Origin of the sequence: Gemmatimonas sp. UBA7669, from assembly GCF_002483225.1 — a bacterium.
In the GTDB taxonomy this organism is placed as follows: domain Bacteria; phylum Gemmatimonadota; class Gemmatimonadetes; order Gemmatimonadales; family Gemmatimonadaceae; genus Gemmatimonas.
Window position 1 is genome coordinate 45,571 of sequence record NZ_DLHL01000027.1, and the last position, 18,814, is coordinate 64,384.

Below are 18,814 nucleotides of genomic sequence, written 5' to 3' on the forward strand. Positions count from 1 at the left end.
GTCAGTGAGCGCTCAGCCAGTCGCGTGGCGCGAGCATGGCCACGAGGCGTGCTTCGAATGAACCGGGCGCGTAGCGCGGCGCATACTGCCACATGGCCAGTGGGGGCAGGCTCATGAGCACACTCTCCACGCGCGCGTTGGTCTGCAGACCAAATGTGGTGCCACGATCGTGCACCAGATTGAACTCCACGTAGCGGCCGCGACGTACGAGCTGGAACTCCCGCTCACGCTCGCCAAAGGCTTCGTCGCGACGACGCTCCACGATGGGTTCGTAGGCAAAGCGCAGAACACGCGCGACGTCAGAGACAAACGCCTGCAGCGCCTCGGCATCACGCCCATGCGTCGGGTCGTCAGGCCGCAGATGATCGAAGAAGATGCCACCACATCCGCGCGCTTCATTGTCGCGATGTGTGTTGACGAAGTAGCGATCACACCAGGCCTTGAACTCCCCGTAGAACGCGGGGTGATGTCGATCGCACATGGTCGCGAGCGCCTGGTGAAAGGTGCGCGGGTCCTCTTCGTGCGGATAGAACGGCGTGAGATCCGTGCCGCCGCCAAACCAGCGATCGGTCACGCGGCCCTGTTCATCAGTGAGCTCGAAGTAGCGCACGTTGAGGTGCACCGTGGGCACCATGGGGCTGCGCGGATGCACCACCAGGCTCACGCCGGTGGCAAAGAACATCGTGCTGCCCTGCGTGGCGCCGGTGCCGCCCAGGCGCTTGGCGGCGGCGTCGGGCAGCGTGCCCATGACCGCCGAGCGGTTGATGCCGGCCTTTTCGAATGTCACGCCGTCGGTCATCACACGCGCCACACCACCACCGCCGCCGGGACGTTCCCAGCGGTCTTCGGTGAATGTGCCGCCGCGATCGAGGCGACCGAAGAACGACGTGAGTTCGTCGTGCAGGCCCGCCATCCAGCGCGTGATGTCCGCGCGGTGACTCGAGGTGACGGGCCGAGCACTGCTGCGTGCGGTGGGCTCGCTGCCTGATGATGACAGGACCGACGACGACTCGCCGGCGGGCAGGGTGAGGGTCATGCGATCTCCGCCAGTTGCGGGGCGCGGCCGCTCGCACGCCTGGCGGTGTCAATGCGCTCCTCGGTCCACTCCCAGGACTTCACGGCATCGATGAACGCCCGGGCATGATCCGGATTCATGTCCGGCAGAATGCCGTGCCCCAGATTGGCCACGTGGCCCACCGGGCCGAAGGCCTGAATCATCTGGTGCGTGCGCCGCTGGATTTCGCCTACCGGGGCATACAGCGTGCAGGGGTCGAGATTGCCCTGCAGGGCCACGGAGAACGGATCGGTCAGGCGACGCGCTTCGTGCGGGGTCGTGTGCCAGTCCACGCCAATCGCGTCGGCATGTGTGGCCGCGGCAATCTCGCTCATGGCCCAACCTGCCCCCGGTGCAAACACGATGACCGGCACACCAGCCTCGCGCGCGCGCTGTGCGGCCTTGGCGAGATAGGGCAGGGCAAAGGTGCGGAATTCCTGCGGACCCAGGGCGCCAGCCCAGGACTCGAAGAGCTGCACCACCTGTGCACCGGCTTCCACCTGCGCCACGAGAAAGTCGCCCACCGCAGTGGCCAGCTTGTCGAGCAGGGCGTGTGCCACGTCGGGCGCTTCAAACAGCATCTTCTTGGCGACCGCGAACTGCTTGGTGCCCTTGCCCTCCACCATGTACGCGGCCAGCGTCCACGGTGAGCCCGCAAAGCCGATGAGCGGCACCCGATCATTGAGCGCGCGACGCGTCATGCGCAGCGCCGCCAGCATGTAGCCCAGTTGATCCTGCGGATCGACCGGATGCAGTCTGGCCACATCGGTCGCCGTACGCAGCGGCGAGGGAAACTGTGGCCCCACGCCTTCGTCCAGCGTGAGATGCATGCCCATGGCCTCGGGCACCACGAGAATGTCGCTGAAGATGATGGCCGCATCCACGCCGACGAGGTCGATGGGTTGCAGCGTGACTTCCGTGGCCAGTTCCGGCGTGCGGCACATGGTGAGGAAATCGGAGCCGGCACGCACCGCGCGATACTGCGACAGGTAACGACCGGCCTGACGCATCATCCAGACGGGGGGACGGGACACCGTTTCGCGGCGCAGGGCGCGCAACAACAAGTCGTTCATGGCAACGGGGACAGGGACGGCTGGAGCGAGGCGAGGTCCGCATCGGTGCCAATGCGCGACGTGGCCTCGCGCTGCGGCGCGGACACCTCGCGCGCATCGGAGGCGACAGGGACATCGGCCAGTGCGCCGTTCGGCGCAAACATCTCCAGCAACATCATGGCATGCTGATCGAGGGGTTCGCCACGTTGGACAGCGCGTCGAAGTGCGGCCATGGGACCGGCCAGCAGCTTCGCCACAATGCGCGCGGCTGCGCGCTCGGCCACATGGGCGTCCTTTGCATGATACGCCACTTCACGCCGGGCGACATCCTCCAGCGCAGCGCGCAGGGGCCGGATGGCGGCCCGGGCCGGCATGGTGGCCAGCCAGTCGAGGAAGGCCTCGACTTCCTGCGTGCAGATCGATACCGCCTGGGGGACGGCCTCACGTCGCATGTGTTCCGCGGCCAGGACCGGCTGCGACAGCGAATCGAGATCCACCAACGTCACACCCGGCATGGCCACGGCCTGCGGGTCCACGTTGCGGGGCAGGCTCAGGTCAAGCAGCAGAAGCGCGTAGCCCGTGTTGGCGCAGGCTTCGCGTGCGAGCGCCAGCCGCGGCGCTTCGAGTACCGGCACTTCACTACCCGTGGCGACCACGACCACATCGGCCATGGCGGCCTCGACGTGGCGGGTATCCCACTCTGCGGCGCGACCGCCCACCATGGCCGCCAGTGTGACTGCGTTCTCGAACGTGCGATTGACGATCACGAGATCGCGTGCGCCAAGTTTGTGCAGCTGCTTGGCGGCGCGGGCGCCGGTCTTGCCTGCGCCCACCACGACACAGCGGGCCATGGCGAGATCGCCAAAACGCTGCGCGGCCGTGAGCGCCGCCTCGGCACCGACCGAGTTGCGGCCAGCCGTGAGCGCGGTTTCCGTCTGCACCCGCTTGCCGGCCCGCAGTGCGGTTTCAAACAGGCGATGCAGCACCGGCCCCGTCGCGGTATGTCCCGTGGCCTTGGGCCCGGGGGCCGAGACGCCGGTGGCGGCGCGCTTGTACGCGGTCTTGAGCTGACCGAGAATCTGCCCATCCCCCAGCACCTGCGACTCGAGGCCGGCGGCAATGCGAATGATGTGCTCCGCCGCCTCGCGACCCTCCCGCAGACACGCCACCTTGAGCAGCGCCTCGCCTTCGGCGCGCGTGCGCATCCAGCGGCGCGCCAGCACCTGCACGGAGCGCGCGATGACCTCGGGCGCGTCACTCGCCACCCAGGCATAGAGCTCGGTGCGATTGCAGGTGGAGATGAGCGCCGCCTCGGTGATGACGTCGGTGCGTACCGTCTGGTACAGCTGCGCGAGGCGCTCCTCCGACAGGTGGAAGCGCTCGCGCGTGGCGACATCGGCATGGCGGAAATCGATCGCGATCGAGATCAGCATGGCGGGCGGATGACGGGATGTCGGATCACGCGGGCGCGAGACCCACGAGGTGCGCCAGGTTCTTCACGAAGATGCGCATGTGCGACATGGGTTTGGCGCGCACGAGTTGCTTGCGCATGTACCCGTCGAACGTGAGTTGCTGCACGTCCCGGTCGCGGCAGATGGCCACAAAACGCTCGCGACGATCATCGGTGGTGTACCAGAAGCGTTGCATGACGTCGAGCACAAAGAACACCGGGCCATGCAGTCGCATGAAGCGCTTGCGTGCCTGCTTGAGGGCCCGCGCATCACCGGTTTGCAGCGCTTCTTCGACGGCGTCGGCCGCCACGCGTCCACCAGTCATGGCGTAAAAGATGCCTTCACCACTGGCCGGGGCCACGACACCGGCCGCGTCACCGGCCACTACGACATCCTTGCCATTGTCCCAGCGTGGCAGGGGCGCGAGGGGAATGGGTGCGCCTTCCCGACGGATGGTTTCGAGCGTATCCATGCCGGTGTCGGCACGCAGTTTGGCGACCGCTTCGCGCAGGCCGAAGCCCTTCTGCAGCGTGCCGGTGCCAATGCTGGTGGTGGGGCCGTGCGGGAACACCCAGGCGTAGAAGTCGGGCGAAAGTGGGGCGTTGTAGTACACATCCACACGATCATGCCCAAACACTTCGCTGTCCTGCGTGGGCGACTTCACCACTTCGTGGTAGGCAAACACATGCCGGGCGCGATGTGAGCCGGGAATGCACTGCCGCGCCACCGGCGAGAGGGCACCATCGGCGCCGATGACGAAGCGCGCGCGCAGCGAGCGCGGGGCGCCCTGCCGAGAGCGGCCATCAGTGAAGCGCACGATGGCCGTACCATCGGCGTCGCGATCGAGCTGCGTGAAGGTGCCGGTGATGCGCTGCGCGCCGGCCAACTGTGCACGCACGCGCAGCCACTCGTCGAAGACATCGCGGTCGACCATGCCCACGAAGCCCTGTCCCACCGGGATGTCCACTTTCCGTGCACGCGGAGAGATCACGCGGGCCGTATTGACCCGCGCCACGAGCAGCGACTGCGGAATGTTGAAATCCCGGAGCAGCTGCGGAGGCACCGCGCCGCCGCAGGGTTTGGTGCGTCCGGCACGATCGAGCAGCACCACGGAGCGGCCGGCACAGGCCAACTCGTGCGCCGCCGTGGCGCCCGCTGGCCCGCCACCGACCACGAGCACGTCAACGAGCGCGCCATCTTCGAGGTCGGATGTGAACACGGGAGACATCGGGGAGTCGGAACTCATCATGACAACACCGCCTGCAGCATATCGCCGCGTTCGCGAAGGACAGAGGTGGCGCGTTCGCTGGACGCACTGCGCAAGGCCAGCCACGCCGACACGGAGAACAACACCGCCTGCACCGCGAACACGACGACATAGCCGCGTACCGGTGAACCCAGGATAACACGGGCCGCGTCCACCCCAGCGGCGCCGGAGAGTGTGCCAAGTGCGTAGGCCATGGCCTGTGCCGCACCAAACACCCCAAGTCTGAGACCGGCGCGGCCGTCACGCCGATCGCCCGTGAGCGCCATCATGGAGCCGATCGCGCCGATGGCGAAGACGCCGTTGGCGAGGCCAAGCACGACCACGATGCCAGTGAAGACCGTCACACTGCCGAATGTCGGAGAAAGCACCAGCGCGAGATAGGCGAGTGCCGAACCAAAGCAACCTGCAGCGGCCCACTGGCGCAGTTGCCCGGTGAAGCGCGCGGCGATGGCGGTGAGGATCATGCCCACCAGCACGCCACCATGATGCGCGCCCGAGAGCGAGGTGCTTTCGCCCGGTGTCATGGCGAAGGCCAGACCGGCAAACGGCTCGAGGATGAGATCCTGCGCGCTGTAGGCAAACATGGCGAGAAACACGAAGCCGGCGAACAGACGTGCCGCCGGTTCATTCCATACGGTCTCAAAGCTCTGACGGAACGACGGACGGGCCTCGTCTTGCACGGGCGTCGAGGCAACTGTCGCGGCAGAACGCATGGTCACGCCTTCCATGCCGCGTGTGGCAATCCAGGCGATGAGCAGGCCCACGCCACCAATGCCACCGGCCACGCCCACGAGCCGCGTCATGGAGAACGGATCGAGCAAACTGCCTGATACGATCGCGGTGATGATGATGCCCACGATCATGAGGATCCAGGTGATCGCGGCCGCCGCAGCGCGCTGCGTGGGATGGGCGCGCTCACTCATCAGGGCAAGCAGCGGGGTACCGGCCGCACTCACGCCGGCGCCAAGCAGAATCGACGCCACGCAGGCCAGCACCACACCGAGCACCAGCTGCTGCTGCATGAGTCCCACACTCGCCGTGACGCCCACGCCACTGACGGCAGCCAGACCCATGCCACCCAGAATCCACGGCGTGCGCCGTGCCTGTACATCGGAGGCATGACCGAGCCGCGGGCGCAGATAGAGCTGTACGGCGAAGTGCACGGCCACCAGCAAGCCGGGAATGAGCGCCGGCAGGGCAAGCTCCACTACGATCACGCGGTTGACCGTGGTCGTGAGCAACACGACCACGGCGCCGATGGCGGCCTGCACCAGACCAAGGCGCGCCATCTGGGTCCATTTGAGCGGAGGCAAAGCCGACGGCAGGGTGCTGGTGTTCACAGGGCGCGAAGGGCAAAGGCCGACACCATCATGCCGCTCACGTAGAACGGCACACCAAACGCACTCAGGTAGAGCGCACGCGACTCGGGCGCCCGCACGAACCACAGCATGAGACCGGCCTGCACGGCAGCCAGCACGCCAATGGCCAACGCATGCATGGGGCGGCCCCAGGAGGTCAGCAGCACAATCACCACCGCCTGCGCAGCCAGCATGATGAGTGAGGCCAACCACGCCGCGCCTTTCGCGCCGTGCAGCACGGGCAGGGAGCGTACACCCATGCGCTCGTCACCGGCCATGGCCTTGAAGTCGTTGAGCGTCATGATGCCATGCGCACCGAGGCTGTAAAGCGCGGCGACCAGCAGAACGTTGGTGCCAGGCAACGTGCTACCGAGCATGATGCCGGCGCCCGTCACCCAGGCCAGGCCTTCATAGGTGAAGCCCACGGCGGCGTTGCCGAGCCAGCCATTGCGCTTGAAGCGGAAGGGCGGGGCGCTGTAAGCCCAGGAGAAGGCCAGGGCGAGCGCCACGGCCGTCAGGCCAAACGTGCCAAGGGGGAGCGCCCAGATCACACAGAGCAGGCTCCAGCCAATCGCGATGACGAGGCCCCACTGCCCGGGAATGCGTCCGGAGGGGATGGGGCGCTGCGGTTCGTTGATGGCGTCCACGTGGCGGTCGAACCAGTCGTTGACTGCCTGGCTGGAGGCGCAGACCATGGGACCGGTCAGTCCGATGCCCAACGCCAGCGTCCACCAGCGTTCATTCGTGAAGGGGACCCCGGCTGAGATCGCCCCACAGGTAAACGCCCACATCGGAGGGAACCACGTCACCGGCTTGAGCAGCGTGAGAACCGCAGAGAGGTCCAGACGCGCGGGAGCCGAGTGTTCTGAGAGGCTGACGCCCATGACTGTCTAGTTTAGTTGACACCGCGGGAAAGCGATAGACCCGCTGACGTTCGGCCGCGGGATATTGGGTCTAGCTGTCGGTGTCTCGGTCCTGAGCGGAGTCGGCGAGTTTGTGTCGTCGGAGCTTGACGTAGAGGCTCTGACGGCTGACGCCGAGGACTTCGGCGGCGGAGGTGCGGTTGTCGTTGGTGAGTTCGAGCGCCGCTTCGATGAAGTGCCGTTCCACGAGATCGACGGTGTCGCGCACCAGGTCGGGCAGGGACACGCGGCCGACGAGCGTCGTAAGTTCTTCGACGGCGCGGGTCAGGTCACGCGCGCCCTGCGGCCCACCGGCAAGGCGGCGGCCGATATCGCGAATGGAGAAGCCGATGCAGGGCTCTTCGCCCTCAGGCACCCACACGGCGGAAACTTCCACCTCAGACTGATGCCCGAGCGCGCCGAAGGCGGAGGTGGCCATCAGGCGCACCGCGCCGTTCTTGCGCAGCATGGAAAGGAACACGCCGAAGTCGGCGCCGGGCCGCCCGATGTAGGTCGACAGCGCCTGATCGCGGACCTGTTCTTCGGTGGCGACTTCGGCGATGTCGAGGAAGGCGCGATTGGCGGCCAGGATACCACCTTCGAGGTCGGTGACCACGAAGGCATCGGGCGAGCGCTCGATGAGGTCGAGGACGCGCGATGGAGCCTGTCCCCCCATGGCCGGTCCACCTTCCGTCGCAATCGGCGAGAGGCGGAGCAGCAGCAAGGTGGACGATTCCTGACGGAAGCAACTGGCGGACGCGTGGTAGCCGCGTCCTCCCTGCAGCGTGAGGGCCGTTTCGCCCGCTCGCCCGGCGCTCCGCGCGGAAGAGAGCAGGTCCTCAACCACGCGGATGCTCGCGGCGTCGACGCCGAAGGGGAAGTTGCGCCCAACGAGCTTGTCGGTGGCTTCGCCAAAGATCTGACCGGCTGCGGCGTTGGCGTCGAGCACCTTGAGGTTGGTGGCGTCGAGCACGAGGATGCCGTCGCTGGCCAGCTGGAAGAGCAGGCGATAGCGCGTTTCGACGTGACGCATGCGCCAGTAGTCGCGCTCCATGGCCTGCTGCGCTTCGACCAGACGTTGCTGCAACGTGGACACGTTGCGCATGTCGCGGCCGACGGCGACGAGTGAGCCTCCCGGTCCGAGACGCAGCGCGGTGTAGGCGATGGGCAGTTCGGACACTTCGGCCAGCAGGTGATTGACCTGCCGGCGCTTGGAGACGCCCTGGTTGGCGGCTTCCTTGATGAGGGTGTCGATCTTGCCGCGCGACTCCGAAGTGACGGTGTCGATCCACGAGCGGCCCACCCAATGTGTGGCCTCTTCGAGATGCGAGTCCCCGCCAGCAGACAGGGCCACGTCGCGAATGACGCCCGCACCGTCCATGACCAACGCAATATCCCCGGCAACCGCCAGCAGGGCGGCTGCGGTACTCGGATCGAGAGCGCTGGAGGCGGGATTACTCCCGGCGAAGGTCTTGATGGAGCTGGCCACGGGCGGCTGATCCTTTTTCGGACGCAGGTTCAGCCGGGGCGTTGGCGCGCGCCGCAGCAAGGAGGGCGCGCGCCACCTTGGGAACCGACCGGGTGTCCGCCGCAAAGGCGTCTGCACCCAGTTCTCTTGCCAGATTGGGATTCTTGGCGATGGGCTGCCCGCCGACCATGACCTGCACGTTGGGGTTGCGAGACGCCGCCCGCAGGCGGCGAATGTCGTTCCGCAGTTTCGGCAGGCGGTTGTCGGTGCCCACCGAGAAGCCGATCACATCATACCATTGTGTCGCGACAATGGAAGCGAGGTCGGCGTCCGACCACGGGGCACCAACGAGCACCTGCCATCCATCGCGGATGAGGAACTCCCCGACCATGATGAGTCCGAAGGTATGCTGCTCGCCGCTCATGCAGCTGAGCAGCACGCTGCCGACAGGCTCATGGCGCTCGGCATCGCCAAGAAACGCCGGGGAGAGGCTGCGCAGCAAGCGCTGCATGCGCCCCATGGCCATGGTCACTTCGACGAAATCCACCTCGTCGGACTCCCACATCTCCCCGAGCCGTCGGGCGGCGGGGGCCAGCAGGTCGAGAAACACCGTTTCAATGGTGCAGCCGTCCTGCAGGCGTGAGTCGACAAAATGTGCCCCGACGACATCGTCAGGGTTGCGCAAGGCGTTTACGAAAGCGCGGACGTCTTCGGGCGGCAGATTGCGTGAAACGGCGGATGCTAAAGAAGGAGAAAGCGGCCCCGCCCGATGGCTCTGCAGCAGGCGCGGCACCAGCTCATTCTGGATCGTCCGTTCGAGACGCTCGCTACGGCGCGAAGTTGAGACGTGATCCATTGACGCCTGTTGTCGGTCCCGGGCAAGAGGACACCGTATCCAGGCCACTGGCGCGGAGGGAAGAGCACGAGCCGAACAACGGCGTACTCCAGGCGCGTGGCAGGTGAGGACGAAGCCCGAGGGTGAGCTGCAGGATAACGCTTGGACCAGCAAAGTGATATAAGAAATTTTGTCTGTCAAGTATGGTTTACGTCAACAATGCTTGACAACTTGTGTTCCGGGCCGTACTGTCGAATCACCAGGGCAGCGAACCCCCGGACCAGAAGGCGAGATGACCGTAGTACCTACCCCACCGACGACGGCAGCCCCTGCCGTCGCCTCGGCCGCCGCATCGAAGCACCCACCCCGCCGGGGGCTGTATACCCCGGAGGAACGCCGGCGCAGAGACGAAACCCGCTGGACGCTCGTACAGGGCGTCCTCGCGCCGGTGCAGTTTCTCGTCATGGCCGTGTCCGTCGTGCTCGTGCTGCGCTACCTGCGCACCGGCGACGGGCTCGCCGCCGCGCACATTTCCATCGTCATCAAGACGCTCGTGCTGTTCACCATCATGGTGACCGGCGCGATCTGGGAGAAAGTGGTGTTCGGCCAATACCTCTTCCACGAGTCCTTCTTCTGGGAGGACGTGGTGAGCTTCGGGGTCATTGCGCTGCATACCGCGTATCTGGTGGGACTGGCGCAGGCCTGGTCGCCGCGCAGTCTCATGGTGCTGGCCCTCGTGGCCTACGCCGCCTACACCATCAATGCGGTGCAATTCCTGCTCAAGCTGCGCGCAGCGCGTCGTGAAGAGCAGGCATCGCGAGTGGCTACCCTGCCAGTCATGGCCGGAGGCCATTCATGAGTACGGTGCTCGAACTGCCTGTGCTGCGCGAACGCGGCCAGCGCGAAGTCTTTTGTGGCCTCACCGGCATTGTGTGGCTGCACCGCAAAATGCAGGACGCGTTCTTTCTCGTGGTGGGCTCGCGGACCTGCGCGCATCTCGTGCAGTCGGCCGCCGGCGTCATGATCTTCGCCGAGCCGCGCTTCGCGACAGCCATTCTGGGGGAGCGCGATCTGGCTGGCCTCGCGGACGCCAACGACGAACTCGATCGCGTGGTGGGCCAGTTGCTCGCACGGCGTCCTGACATCGCCACGCTCTTTCTGGTCGGCTCCTGTCCGTCGGAAGTCATCAAGCTCGACCTCGGGCGCGCCGCGGAACGCCTCAGTGCGCAGCACATGCCCCGCGTGCAGGTGCTCAACTACAGTGGCAGCGGCATCGAGACCACGTTCACGCAGGGCGAGGACGCCTGTCTCAACAGCCTCGTACCACATCTGCCGGCCGCGTCGGGCGACACGCCCTCGTTGCTGGTCGTGGGCACGCTGGCCGACGTGGTCGAAGATCAGTTCCGTCGGCTGTTCGACGAGCTCGGCGTGGGCCCGGTGCATTTCTTCCCGCCACGTCGTGCGCGCGACCTGCCGCCCATCGGACGCGGCACGCGGGTCTTGCTGGCACAGCCCTTTCTCAGTGAAACGGCGCGTGCGCTGGTGGCGCGTGGTGCAACCCTTCTGACGTCGCCCTATCCGCTTGGTGTGCAGGGCACCACGGCCTGGCTCGGAGCGGCCTCGGCGTCGTTTGGTGTTTCGCCGGAAACGCTCGAGCGCGTCACGGCGCCCAGCGCGCGTCGGGCCAACACGGCACTCGCGCGCTATCGCCCCTGGCTTGAGGGTCGGCGGCTGTTCCTCTTCCCCGATTCGCAGCTCGAGATTCCCATTGCACGCTTCCTGCACGAGGAGTGCGGCATGACGCTTTTGGAAGTGGGCACGCCCTACCTCGATCGCCTGCTCATGGACGCTGAGCTTTCGCGGCTGCCGGATGGTGTGCAGGTGAGCGAAGGACAGGACGTGGACAAGCAGCTCGATCGCTGCCGCGCGGCACAGCCCGATCTCACGGTGTGCGGTCTCGGTCTCGCCAATCCGCTGGAAGCCGAGGGCCTGCGTACGAAGTGGTCCATCGAGTTGGTCTTCTCGCCCGTGCAGGGCTACGAACAGGCCGGTGATCTGGCCGAACTCTTTGCGCGGCCACTCGACCGCGCGCAACGGTTGGCGGTGTAACGCATGGAACTCACGCTCTGGACCTACGAAGGCCCGCCGCATGTGGGCGCGATGCGTATCGCCACCTCCATGCGCGGTGTGCACTATGTGCTGCACGCGCCGCAGGGCGATACCTACGCCGATCTGCTGTTCACCATGATCGAGCGGCGTGATCGTCGGCCACCCGTGACCTACACCACCTTCCAGGCGCGTGACCTGGGTGGCGATACGGCGGAGTTGGTGAAGACGGCGGTGCGTGATGCCTACGAGCGCTTCCGCCCCGATGCGCTGCTGGTGGGTGAATCCTGCACGGCCGAGCTCATTCAGGATCAGCCGGGCAGCTTGGCGCAGGGCATGAATCTCGACGTGCCCGTGGTGCCGCTCGAACTGCCCGCCTACTCCAAGAAGGAGAACTGGGGCGCAAGCGAGACCTTCTATCAGCTCGTGCGCACCATCCTGCTGCCCATGGTGCCACCGCCGGGACTCACCCGCGAGCCGCCAGCCACGACCGCGGCGCGGGAAACCCGTCGTCCGCGCGCAAACCTGCTGGGCGCAACCGCACTCGGTTTTCGCAATCGCGACGACGTGCGTGAAGTCACCCGGCTGCTGCACGACCTCGGTGTGGACGTGCACGTCTGCGCGCCGCTCCACGCCACGGTGGCCGACCTCAAGCGGTTGCTCGAGGCCGACTTCAACATCTGTCTCTATCCCGAGGTCGCGGAAACGACCGCCCGCTGGATGGAGAAGTCCTTCCGCATGCCGTTTGTGCGCACCGTGCCCATTGGCGTGCTGGCCACCCGCCAGTTCATTCGCGACGTGGCCGAGATGGCCGGCGTGAACGCAGACGCGCTGCTGGAAGCGGAGCGTGTGGGCGATGCGCAGATGGATGCGAGTCGCTCGCTACTGCCCTGGTACTCACGCTCGGTGGACAGTACCTACCTCACGGGCAAGCGGGTGTTTGTCTTCGGCGACGCCACGCACGTGCTCGCGGCGGCGCGTATCGCGCGCGACGAGCTGGGCTTCAACGTGGTGGGTGTCGGGACGTACTCGCGCGAGTATGCGCGCGCCGTGCGCGACTACGCCGCCAGCATCGGTGTCGAGGCGCTCATCAGCGATGACTATCTCGCGGTGGAGCAGCGGGTGAGTGAGCTGGCCCCGGAACTGGTGCTGGGTACCCAGATGGAGCGGCACATCGCCAAGCGACTCGGCGTGCCCTGCGCAGTGATTTCGGCCCCCATTCACGTGCAGGATGTACCAGCGCGGCATTCGCCGCAGATGGGCTTCGAAGGCGCCAACGTGATCTTCGATACCTGGGTGCATCCGCTGATGATGGGGCTCGAGGAGCACCTGCTGCACATGTTCCGCGATGACTTCGAGTTCGCGGATGGCGTCGTGCCGTCGCACCTCAGCGGGCACCGCAGCGCCGGGAAGGCAGAGACCTCAGCTGGTGTGACTGCGGCCCCCGTCGGTGCCATCGCGCCCGCCATGTCGGTGGACGCGACCGACCCGGTAGCACCCGAGGCCGCCAGTGCGGTGGGGCTGACCGAAGAGGAGGGCGAAGTGCCACTCGACGCGCCGGTGGTGGCGGCGGTGGTCTCCACGCGCTGGATGCCAACGGCCGAAGCGGAGCTCAAGAAGATTCCGTTCTTTGTGCGCGGCAAGGCCCGTCGCAACACCGAGGCGTACGCGCTGTCGCAGGGCATTGCCGAGATCTCGGTGGACACCCTGTATGATGCGAAGGCGCACTATGGCCGCTGACTGCCGGGTCGTCATCGTCACGCTGGATTCCCATCTGGCGGATGCCTACGTCCAGGCGCGCAGCGCACTGGCGCGGCATGGCGTGCAGGTGATCATGCACGTGGCGGCGGACTTCGGCAGTGATGCGGGTGCCGCAGAGCGCGCACGTCAGGATATCGCCACCGCGCATATCGTGGTCTGCACACAGCTCTTCCAGGAGGAGTACGCGAACGCCGTGTTGCCGGCCGTGCTGGCGCGGCGCGACGCGGCGGATGCGGTCATGTGCGCGCTGTGCACGCCCGAGCTGGTCAAGTGCACGAAGCTTGGCGCGTTTGACATGATGGCCGGGGAGTCACGCTCGGCCTTCTCGCCGCTCAACTTGCTGCGCAAGCTTCGCGGTGCGCGCAAGGACGGCAAGTCGAGTGGCGAGCGGCAGATGACGGCCCTGCGCACCATGGCGGGCCTGCTCAAGTTTGTGCCCGGTACGGCGCAGGATCTGCGCGCGTACCTGCTGCTCATTCAGTACTGGCTGGCAGGCAGCGCCGAGAACATCGAGCAGATGCTGCGCTACGTGGTGGGGCGCTATGCGGCGGGTCCGCGCAAGGCGCTGCGTGGTGCACTACCGGCCGAAGCCCCGGTGAGCTATCCCGAGGTGGGCCTCTGGCATCCGGATCTCAAGGGTCGCGGCATTGTGGAGGAGCTGCGTGAGTTGCCGCCGGCTCCATCGTCAACGCGAGGCAAGGACAAGCGCAGCGCCACAGGTACGTTGGTGTCGGGTACGGTGGGCGTGCTGGTGGGGCGCTCATACCTGCTGGCCGACAACACCGCGCACTACGCGGCACTCGTACGCGCGCTCGAGGCACGTGGGCTGCGAGTGGTGCCGGCGTTCGCCAGCGCGCTCGACGCCCGTCCGGCCATTGCCAAGTACTTCCAGGACGCCAAGGGACGCGGCAGCATTGATGCCCTAGTCAACCTCACGGGCTTTTCGCTCGTGGGTGGGCCGGCGTACAACGATGCGGCGGCGGCGCAGGCCGTGCTGGCTGAGCTGGACGTGCCCTATCTGACGCTGCAGACGCTGGAGTTCCAGACCATTGCCGAGTGGCAGCGGGATGCGCGTGGGCTCAATCCGCTGCAGGCGACGCTGCAGGTGGCCATTCCCGAGCTCGATGGTGCCATTGCCCCCACCGTGTTCGGTGGCAAGGGCGAGCCGATTGATGGCCGTCCCACGGCCTCTGAGCCCATTGTGGAGCGCGTGGAGCGTGCGGCGGAACGCGTGGCGCATCTGGTGTCGCTGCGCCGTACACCGCCGGCCGATCGCAAGGTGGCGGTGGTGCTGTTCAACTTTCCGCCCAACGCCGGCAACACCGGCTCGGCGGCCTATCTCGCAGTCTTCCCGAGCCTGCAGCGCACGCTGGCGGCCATGAAGGAAGCGGGCTACACGGTGGACCTGCCATCGAGCCCTGATGATCTGCGCGAGCGTCTCACGCAGGGCAATCGCGAGCGATTTGGTGCCCCAGCCAACGTGCACACGCGCATTGCGGTGGATGATCATGTGCGCCGCGAGCGTTGGTTGCCGGAGATCGAGCGCACATGGGGACCGGCGCCAGGCCGTCAGCTCACCGATGGGCAGTCGCTGTACGTGATGGGCGTGCAGCTCGGCAACGTGTTTGTCGGTGTGCAGCCGGCCTTCGGCTGGGAAGGCGATCCCATGCGGCTGCTGTTCGAAGGCGGCTTTGCGCCCACGCATGCCTTCAGCGCCTTCTATCGCTGGTTGCGCGAAGACTTCGCGGCCGATGCCGTGCTGCACTTCGGGACGCACGGCGCGCTGGAGTTCATGCCGGGCAAGCAGGCCGGACTCGATGCCACGTGCTGGCCCGATCGCCTCATTGGCGATGTGCCGAACGTCTACCTGTATGCCTCCAACAACTCGTCGGAAGGCACGCTGGCCAAGCGGCGCGGCAATGCCACGCTGGTGTCCTATCTCACGCCGCCCATTGCCAACGCCGGTCTCTATCGTGGGCTGCTGGAGCTCAAGAGCAGTCTCGACCGCTGGCGGCAGAGTGGCGGCACGCGGGCGGCCGATGCCGAAACGCTGGCCGCACTGATTCAGCAACAGGCGGTGGCCGTTGAACTGGCAGAGGCCGAACCGGCCTGGCCGTTCATTGCCATGGATGCGGAAGTTGCGCGGCTGCGCGATCGCCTGCTCGAACTCGAGTATGCGCTCATTCCCACGGGCCTTCATGTGGTGGGCGAGCCCATGGCGGCGCCGGCTCGGGTGGACATGCTGCTGGCCATGGCAGAGAGCGGGCGGCCCGAAGAGGAGCTTGCTGCATTGAGCGCGTGTTTTGCCGTGCAGTCGGCTGCATCTGATGTGGACGCCACGGCGCTTGTGGCCGACGCCATGCGTGCGGCCGTGAGCACATTGGTGGAAACGGGTGATGCCAAGCGCGCCGAACAGGCGGCCATGCGGGCGGCAAGTGCGCACGGGTTGCGCGTCGTGGATGCCGCGGCCCTGCGCCGTCACTGTGTGTTGCTGGCCGAGCTTGAGGCACACCTGCGCGAGGACCGCGAACTCTGCGGCATTCTCACGGCGCTCGACGCGCGCTACGTGAAGCCCGCGCCCGGCGGCGATCTGCTGCGCAACCCGCAGGTGCTGCCCACGGGCCGTAACCTGTATGGCTTCGATCCCTATCGCGTGCCCAGCGCTGCGGCCATGCTGGAAGGCCGGCGCCGCGCCGATCAGTTGCTGGCCCGACATGTGGCCGACAGCGGCAGTATGCCGGCTACCGTGGCCATGGTGCTCTGGGGCACGGACAACATGAAGAGCGAAGGCGCGCCGCTCGCGCAGGTGCTGGCCCTGATGGGTGTGGCGCCGCGCTTCGATGGTGTGGGTCGCCTGGCTGGTGCGCGCCTGGTGCCGCTCGACGCGCTGGGACACCCGCGGATCGATGTGGTCGTCACGCTCTCCGGCATCTTCCGGGACCTGCTGCCACTGCAGGTGCGCCTGCTGGCCGAGGCCGCGCTGCTGTGCGCCCAGGCGGACGAAGACCCGTCGCAGAACTTCATTCGTGCGCACGCGCTGGCCACGATGCAGGAGACCGGCTGCTCCCTGGCCGATGCCGCGCTGCGTGTGTTTTCCAATGCCGACGGCGCGTACGGTTCGAACGTCAACCTGCTCATCGAAACCGGCCGCTGGCAGGACGAGAACGAGTTGGCCGACCTGTTTGTGCAGCGCAAGGGCTTTGCGTATGGCGCCGACGGTCGGGCGCAGGCGCAGCCCGCGCTCATGAAGCGCGCGCTGTCCACGGCCACGCTGTCGTTTCAGGGCCTCGACTCCGTGGATCTTGGCGCCACCGACATCGATCAGTATGTGGAGTCGCTGGGTGGCATGACGCGCGTGATTGCCCAACAGAATGGCGGCCGGACTCCGGCCGTGTACCTCGGGGACTACGGGCAGGGCGCGGGTCGTGTGCGCACCCTGACTGAGCAAGTGGAACTCGAGTCACGCACCAAGGTGCTCAATCCGCGCTGGTACGAGGCGCAGCTGCAGTACGGATACGAAGGCGTGCGAAACATCGCGGGTCATCTCACCACCACCCTCGGCTGGTCCGCCACGGGCGGCAGTGGTGCGGTGCCAGGTTGGGTGTACACGGAAGCCACGCGCACCTTCGTGCTGGACGAAACCATGCGGCGCCGCCTGGCGGCCGCCAATCCGGATGCGGCGCTTGGACTGGCGCAGCGCCTGCTCGAAGCGAGTGATCGCGGGTTCTGGGAACCCGATGACGCCACGCTCGATGCACTGCGTGAAGCCGCTGCCGAACTCGAGGATCGCCTGGAGGGCATCCATACATGACGACCATTCGACTCCCCATTGTAGACGAATTCGGCGACGGGGAAGGCTCCGTGCAGGTCCACCAGGACGAGGCGCAGCGCATCGATGGCGCACTCGTGATTGCCGTGTACGGCAAGGGTGGCATCGGCAAGAGCACCACGTCATCGAATCTTTCGGCCGCCTTTGCCACGCTTGGCAAGCGTGTGCTGCAGATCGGCTGTGACCCCAAGCACGACAGCACCTTCACGCTCACCAAGCGCATGGTGCCCACGGTCATCGACGTGCTGGAAGGTGTGAACTTCCATGGTGAAGAGCTGCGCCCCGAGGACTTCATGTTCGAAGGCTACAAGGGCGTGCAGTGCATCGAGGCCGGCGGCCCGCCGGCCGGCACGGGATGTGGCGGCTACGTGACCGGCCAGACCGTCAAGCTTCTCAAGGAGCATCACCTGCTCGAAGACACCGACGTGGTGATCTTCGATGTACTGGGTGACGTGGTGTGTGGTGGGTTTGCGGCGCCGCTGCAGCATGCGCACTACTGTCTCATCGTCACGGCCAACGACTTCGACTCGATCTTCGCGATGAACCGCATCATCGCGGCCATCCAGGCCAAGTCGCGCAACTACAAGGTCCGATTGGGCGGGGTGATTGCCAACCGCTCGCGCGAGACCAACGAGATCGATCGCTTCAATGCCGCCGTCGGTTTGAAGACGATGGCGCACTTCAAGGATGTGGATGCCATTCGGCGCAGCCGGCTCAAGAAGAGCACCATCTTCGAGATGGGCGATGAGCCGGAAGTGTTGGAAGTGCAGCAGGAGTACCTGGCGCTGGCCAGACGCATGCTCAACGACGTGGAGCCACTTCCGGCTTCGCCGCTCAAGGACCGCGAAATCTTCGACCTGTTGGGATTCGACTGATGCCCGCGCCCACCACCATGACTCATTCCCCGACTCCAGGTCCGTCGTTTGATGGAACGCCGCCAGGGGGTTCGCACGCCGCATCGGTTTCGTACCGCGAGCGGCGGGCCTGGATCGGGGAGTACTTCGACCGCACCGCGGCCGATGCCTGGAAGGCTCTCACGTCAGACGCTCCGGTGTCGCGCGTGCGCGCCTCCGTGCGCGCCGGTCGTGACACCATGCGCGAAACGCTGCTGAGCTATCTGCCGCCCGACCTGCATGGCATGCGGGTGCTCGACGCCGGCTGCGGCACGGGCACGGCGGCCATGGCGCTGGCTGAGCGCGGCGCGGAGGTGGTGGCCATCGATCTTTCGCCGACGCTTGTGGAGCATGCGCAGGAGCGCGCGGAGGCTGCCGGTGCACCGCCCATCGATTTTCGTTCCGGTGACATGCTCGATCCGTCGCTGGGCACGTTCGACTACGTGCTGGCCATGGACAGCATCATTCACTACGAGCTGCCGGAAATGATGGCCGTGCTGACGGCACTCGCGCCGCGTGTGCGGGAGCGCATGCTCATCACGGTGGCCCCGCGCACGCCCATGCTCACGGTGATGCGGGCGGTTGGCCGGCTCTTCCCCCGCGCGGACCGCGCACCGGCCATCGTGCCGGTGTCCGACTACGCGTTCCGCAAGGCCTTTACCGCCGTGCCGGCATTGGAAACCTGGGGCATCGTGGGGACCCGTCTCGTGGAGTCGGGCTTCTATCGCTCGATGGCCATCAAGCTGCAGAACGCGTCGTTGCGCGGTGATGCCGCGCTTCAGCGCTGAACGTTCGACAATCCGAAGGAGACACGCGATGGAACCGATGACCTGGGGAC

At 66.5% G+C, this 18,814-nt stretch carries 14 protein-coding genes; 6 read left to right on the plus strand and 8 right to left on the minus strand.

From position 1 onward, the window contains the following. Position 1: 1 nt before the first annotated feature. The 8 genes from hemF to B2747_RS07750 all read right to left on the minus strand — a co-directional run bounded on the left by hemF (position 2) and on the right by B2747_RS07750 (position 9,408). A complete protein-coding gene (hemF, locus tag B2747_RS07715) occupies positions 2-1,036 on the minus strand; it encodes an oxygen-dependent coproporphyrinogen oxidase (RefSeq protein ID WP_291158683.1) in 1,035 nt (344 codons plus the stop codon). Next, positions 1,033-2,127, minus strand: coding sequence for a uroporphyrinogen decarboxylase (gene hemE / locus B2747_RS07720; protein WP_291158686.1), 1,095 nt, complete (start codon positions 2,125-2,127; stop codon positions 1,033-1,035). Before hemE ends, hemF begins: the two co-directional genes overlap by 4 nt. Next, the gene (gene hemA, locus B2747_RS07725) at positions 2,124-3,539 is read right to left on the minus strand and encodes a glutamyl-tRNA reductase (RefSeq protein WP_291158690.1); all 1,416 of its coding nucleotides are present in this window, start codon (positions 3,537-3,539) and stop codon (positions 2,124-2,126) included. The genes hemE and hemA overlap by 4 nt, the downstream gene beginning before the upstream one ends. 25 nt (positions 3,540-3,564) lie before the next feature. Beyond that, positions 3,565-4,776 carry a geranylgeranyl diphosphate reductase gene (locus tag B2747_RS07730; protein ID WP_291158692.1) on the minus strand — a complete coding sequence of 404 codons (1,212 nt, stop codon included), beginning with the start codon at positions 4,774-4,776 and terminating at the stop codon, positions 3,565-3,567. Positions 4,777-4,802: 26 nt separating this feature from the next. Continuing rightward, positions 4,803-6,164, minus strand: a complete 1,362-nt coding sequence (locus B2747_RS07735; protein WP_291158704.1) for a BCD family MFS transporter — start codon at positions 6,162-6,164, stop codon at positions 4,803-4,805. After that, positions 6,161-7,066: a chlorophyll synthase ChlG gene (gene chlG, locus B2747_RS07740; RefSeq protein WP_291158712.1), complete on the minus strand. Its 906-nt coding sequence runs from the start codon at positions 7,064-7,066 to the stop codon at positions 6,161-6,163. Before chlG ends, B2747_RS07735 begins: the two co-directional genes overlap by 4 nt. Positions 7,067-7,136: 70 nt before the next feature. Then, the gene (gene ppsR, locus B2747_RS07745; protein WP_291158716.1) at positions 7,137-8,573 is read right to left on the minus strand and encodes a transcriptional regulator PpsR; all 1,437 of its coding nucleotides are present in this window, start codon (positions 8,571-8,573) and stop codon (positions 7,137-7,139) included. Further along, on the minus strand, positions 8,539-9,408 hold the full coding sequence (locus B2747_RS07750; RefSeq protein ID WP_291158719.1) for a cobalamin B12-binding domain-containing protein: 870 nt from the start codon (positions 9,406-9,408) through the stop codon (positions 8,539-8,541). Before B2747_RS07750 ends, ppsR begins: the two co-directional genes overlap by 35 nt. 271 nt (positions 9,409-9,679) lie before the next feature. Between B2747_RS07750 and bchF the strand changes: the two genes are divergently transcribed. The 6 genes from bchF to bchM are packed head-to-tail and all read left to right on the plus strand — an operon-like array spanning position 9,680 to position 18,764. Beyond that, entirely contained in the window at positions 9,680-10,246 is a 567-nt protein-coding gene (gene bchF / locus B2747_RS07755) for a 2-vinyl bacteriochlorophyllide hydratase (RefSeq protein WP_291158721.1), read from the plus strand. Further along, on the plus strand, positions 10,243-11,496 hold the full coding sequence (locus B2747_RS07760; RefSeq protein ID WP_291158725.1) for a ferredoxin:protochlorophyllide reductase (ATP-dependent) subunit N: 1,254 nt from the start codon (positions 10,243-10,245) through the stop codon (positions 11,494-11,496). Before bchF ends, B2747_RS07760 begins: the two co-directional genes overlap by 4 nt. A gap of 3 nt (positions 11,497-11,499) precedes the next feature. Then, complete coding sequence (gene bchB / locus B2747_RS07765; RefSeq protein WP_291158727.1) at positions 11,500-13,233, plus strand: ferredoxin:protochlorophyllide reductase (ATP-dependent) subunit B; 1,734 nt, start codon at positions 11,500-11,502, stop codon at positions 13,231-13,233. Next, the gene (bchH, locus tag B2747_RS07770) at positions 13,223-17,065 is read left to right on the plus strand and encodes a magnesium chelatase subunit H (RefSeq protein WP_291158730.1); all 3,843 of its coding nucleotides are present in this window, start codon (positions 13,223-13,225) and stop codon (positions 17,063-17,065) included. The genes bchB and bchH overlap by 11 nt, the downstream gene beginning before the upstream one ends. Next, complete coding sequence (gene bchL / locus B2747_RS07775) at positions 17,062-17,958, plus strand: ferredoxin:protochlorophyllide reductase (ATP-dependent) iron-sulfur ATP-binding protein (protein WP_291158734.1); 897 nt, start codon at positions 17,062-17,064, stop codon at positions 17,956-17,958. Before bchH ends, bchL begins: the two co-directional genes overlap by 4 nt. Then, a complete protein-coding gene (gene bchM / locus B2747_RS07780; protein ID WP_291158737.1) occupies positions 17,958-18,764 on the plus strand; it encodes a magnesium protoporphyrin IX methyltransferase in 807 nt (268 codons plus the stop codon). Before bchL ends, bchM begins: the two co-directional genes overlap by 1 nt. Positions 18,765-18,814 lie beyond the last annotated feature (50 nt).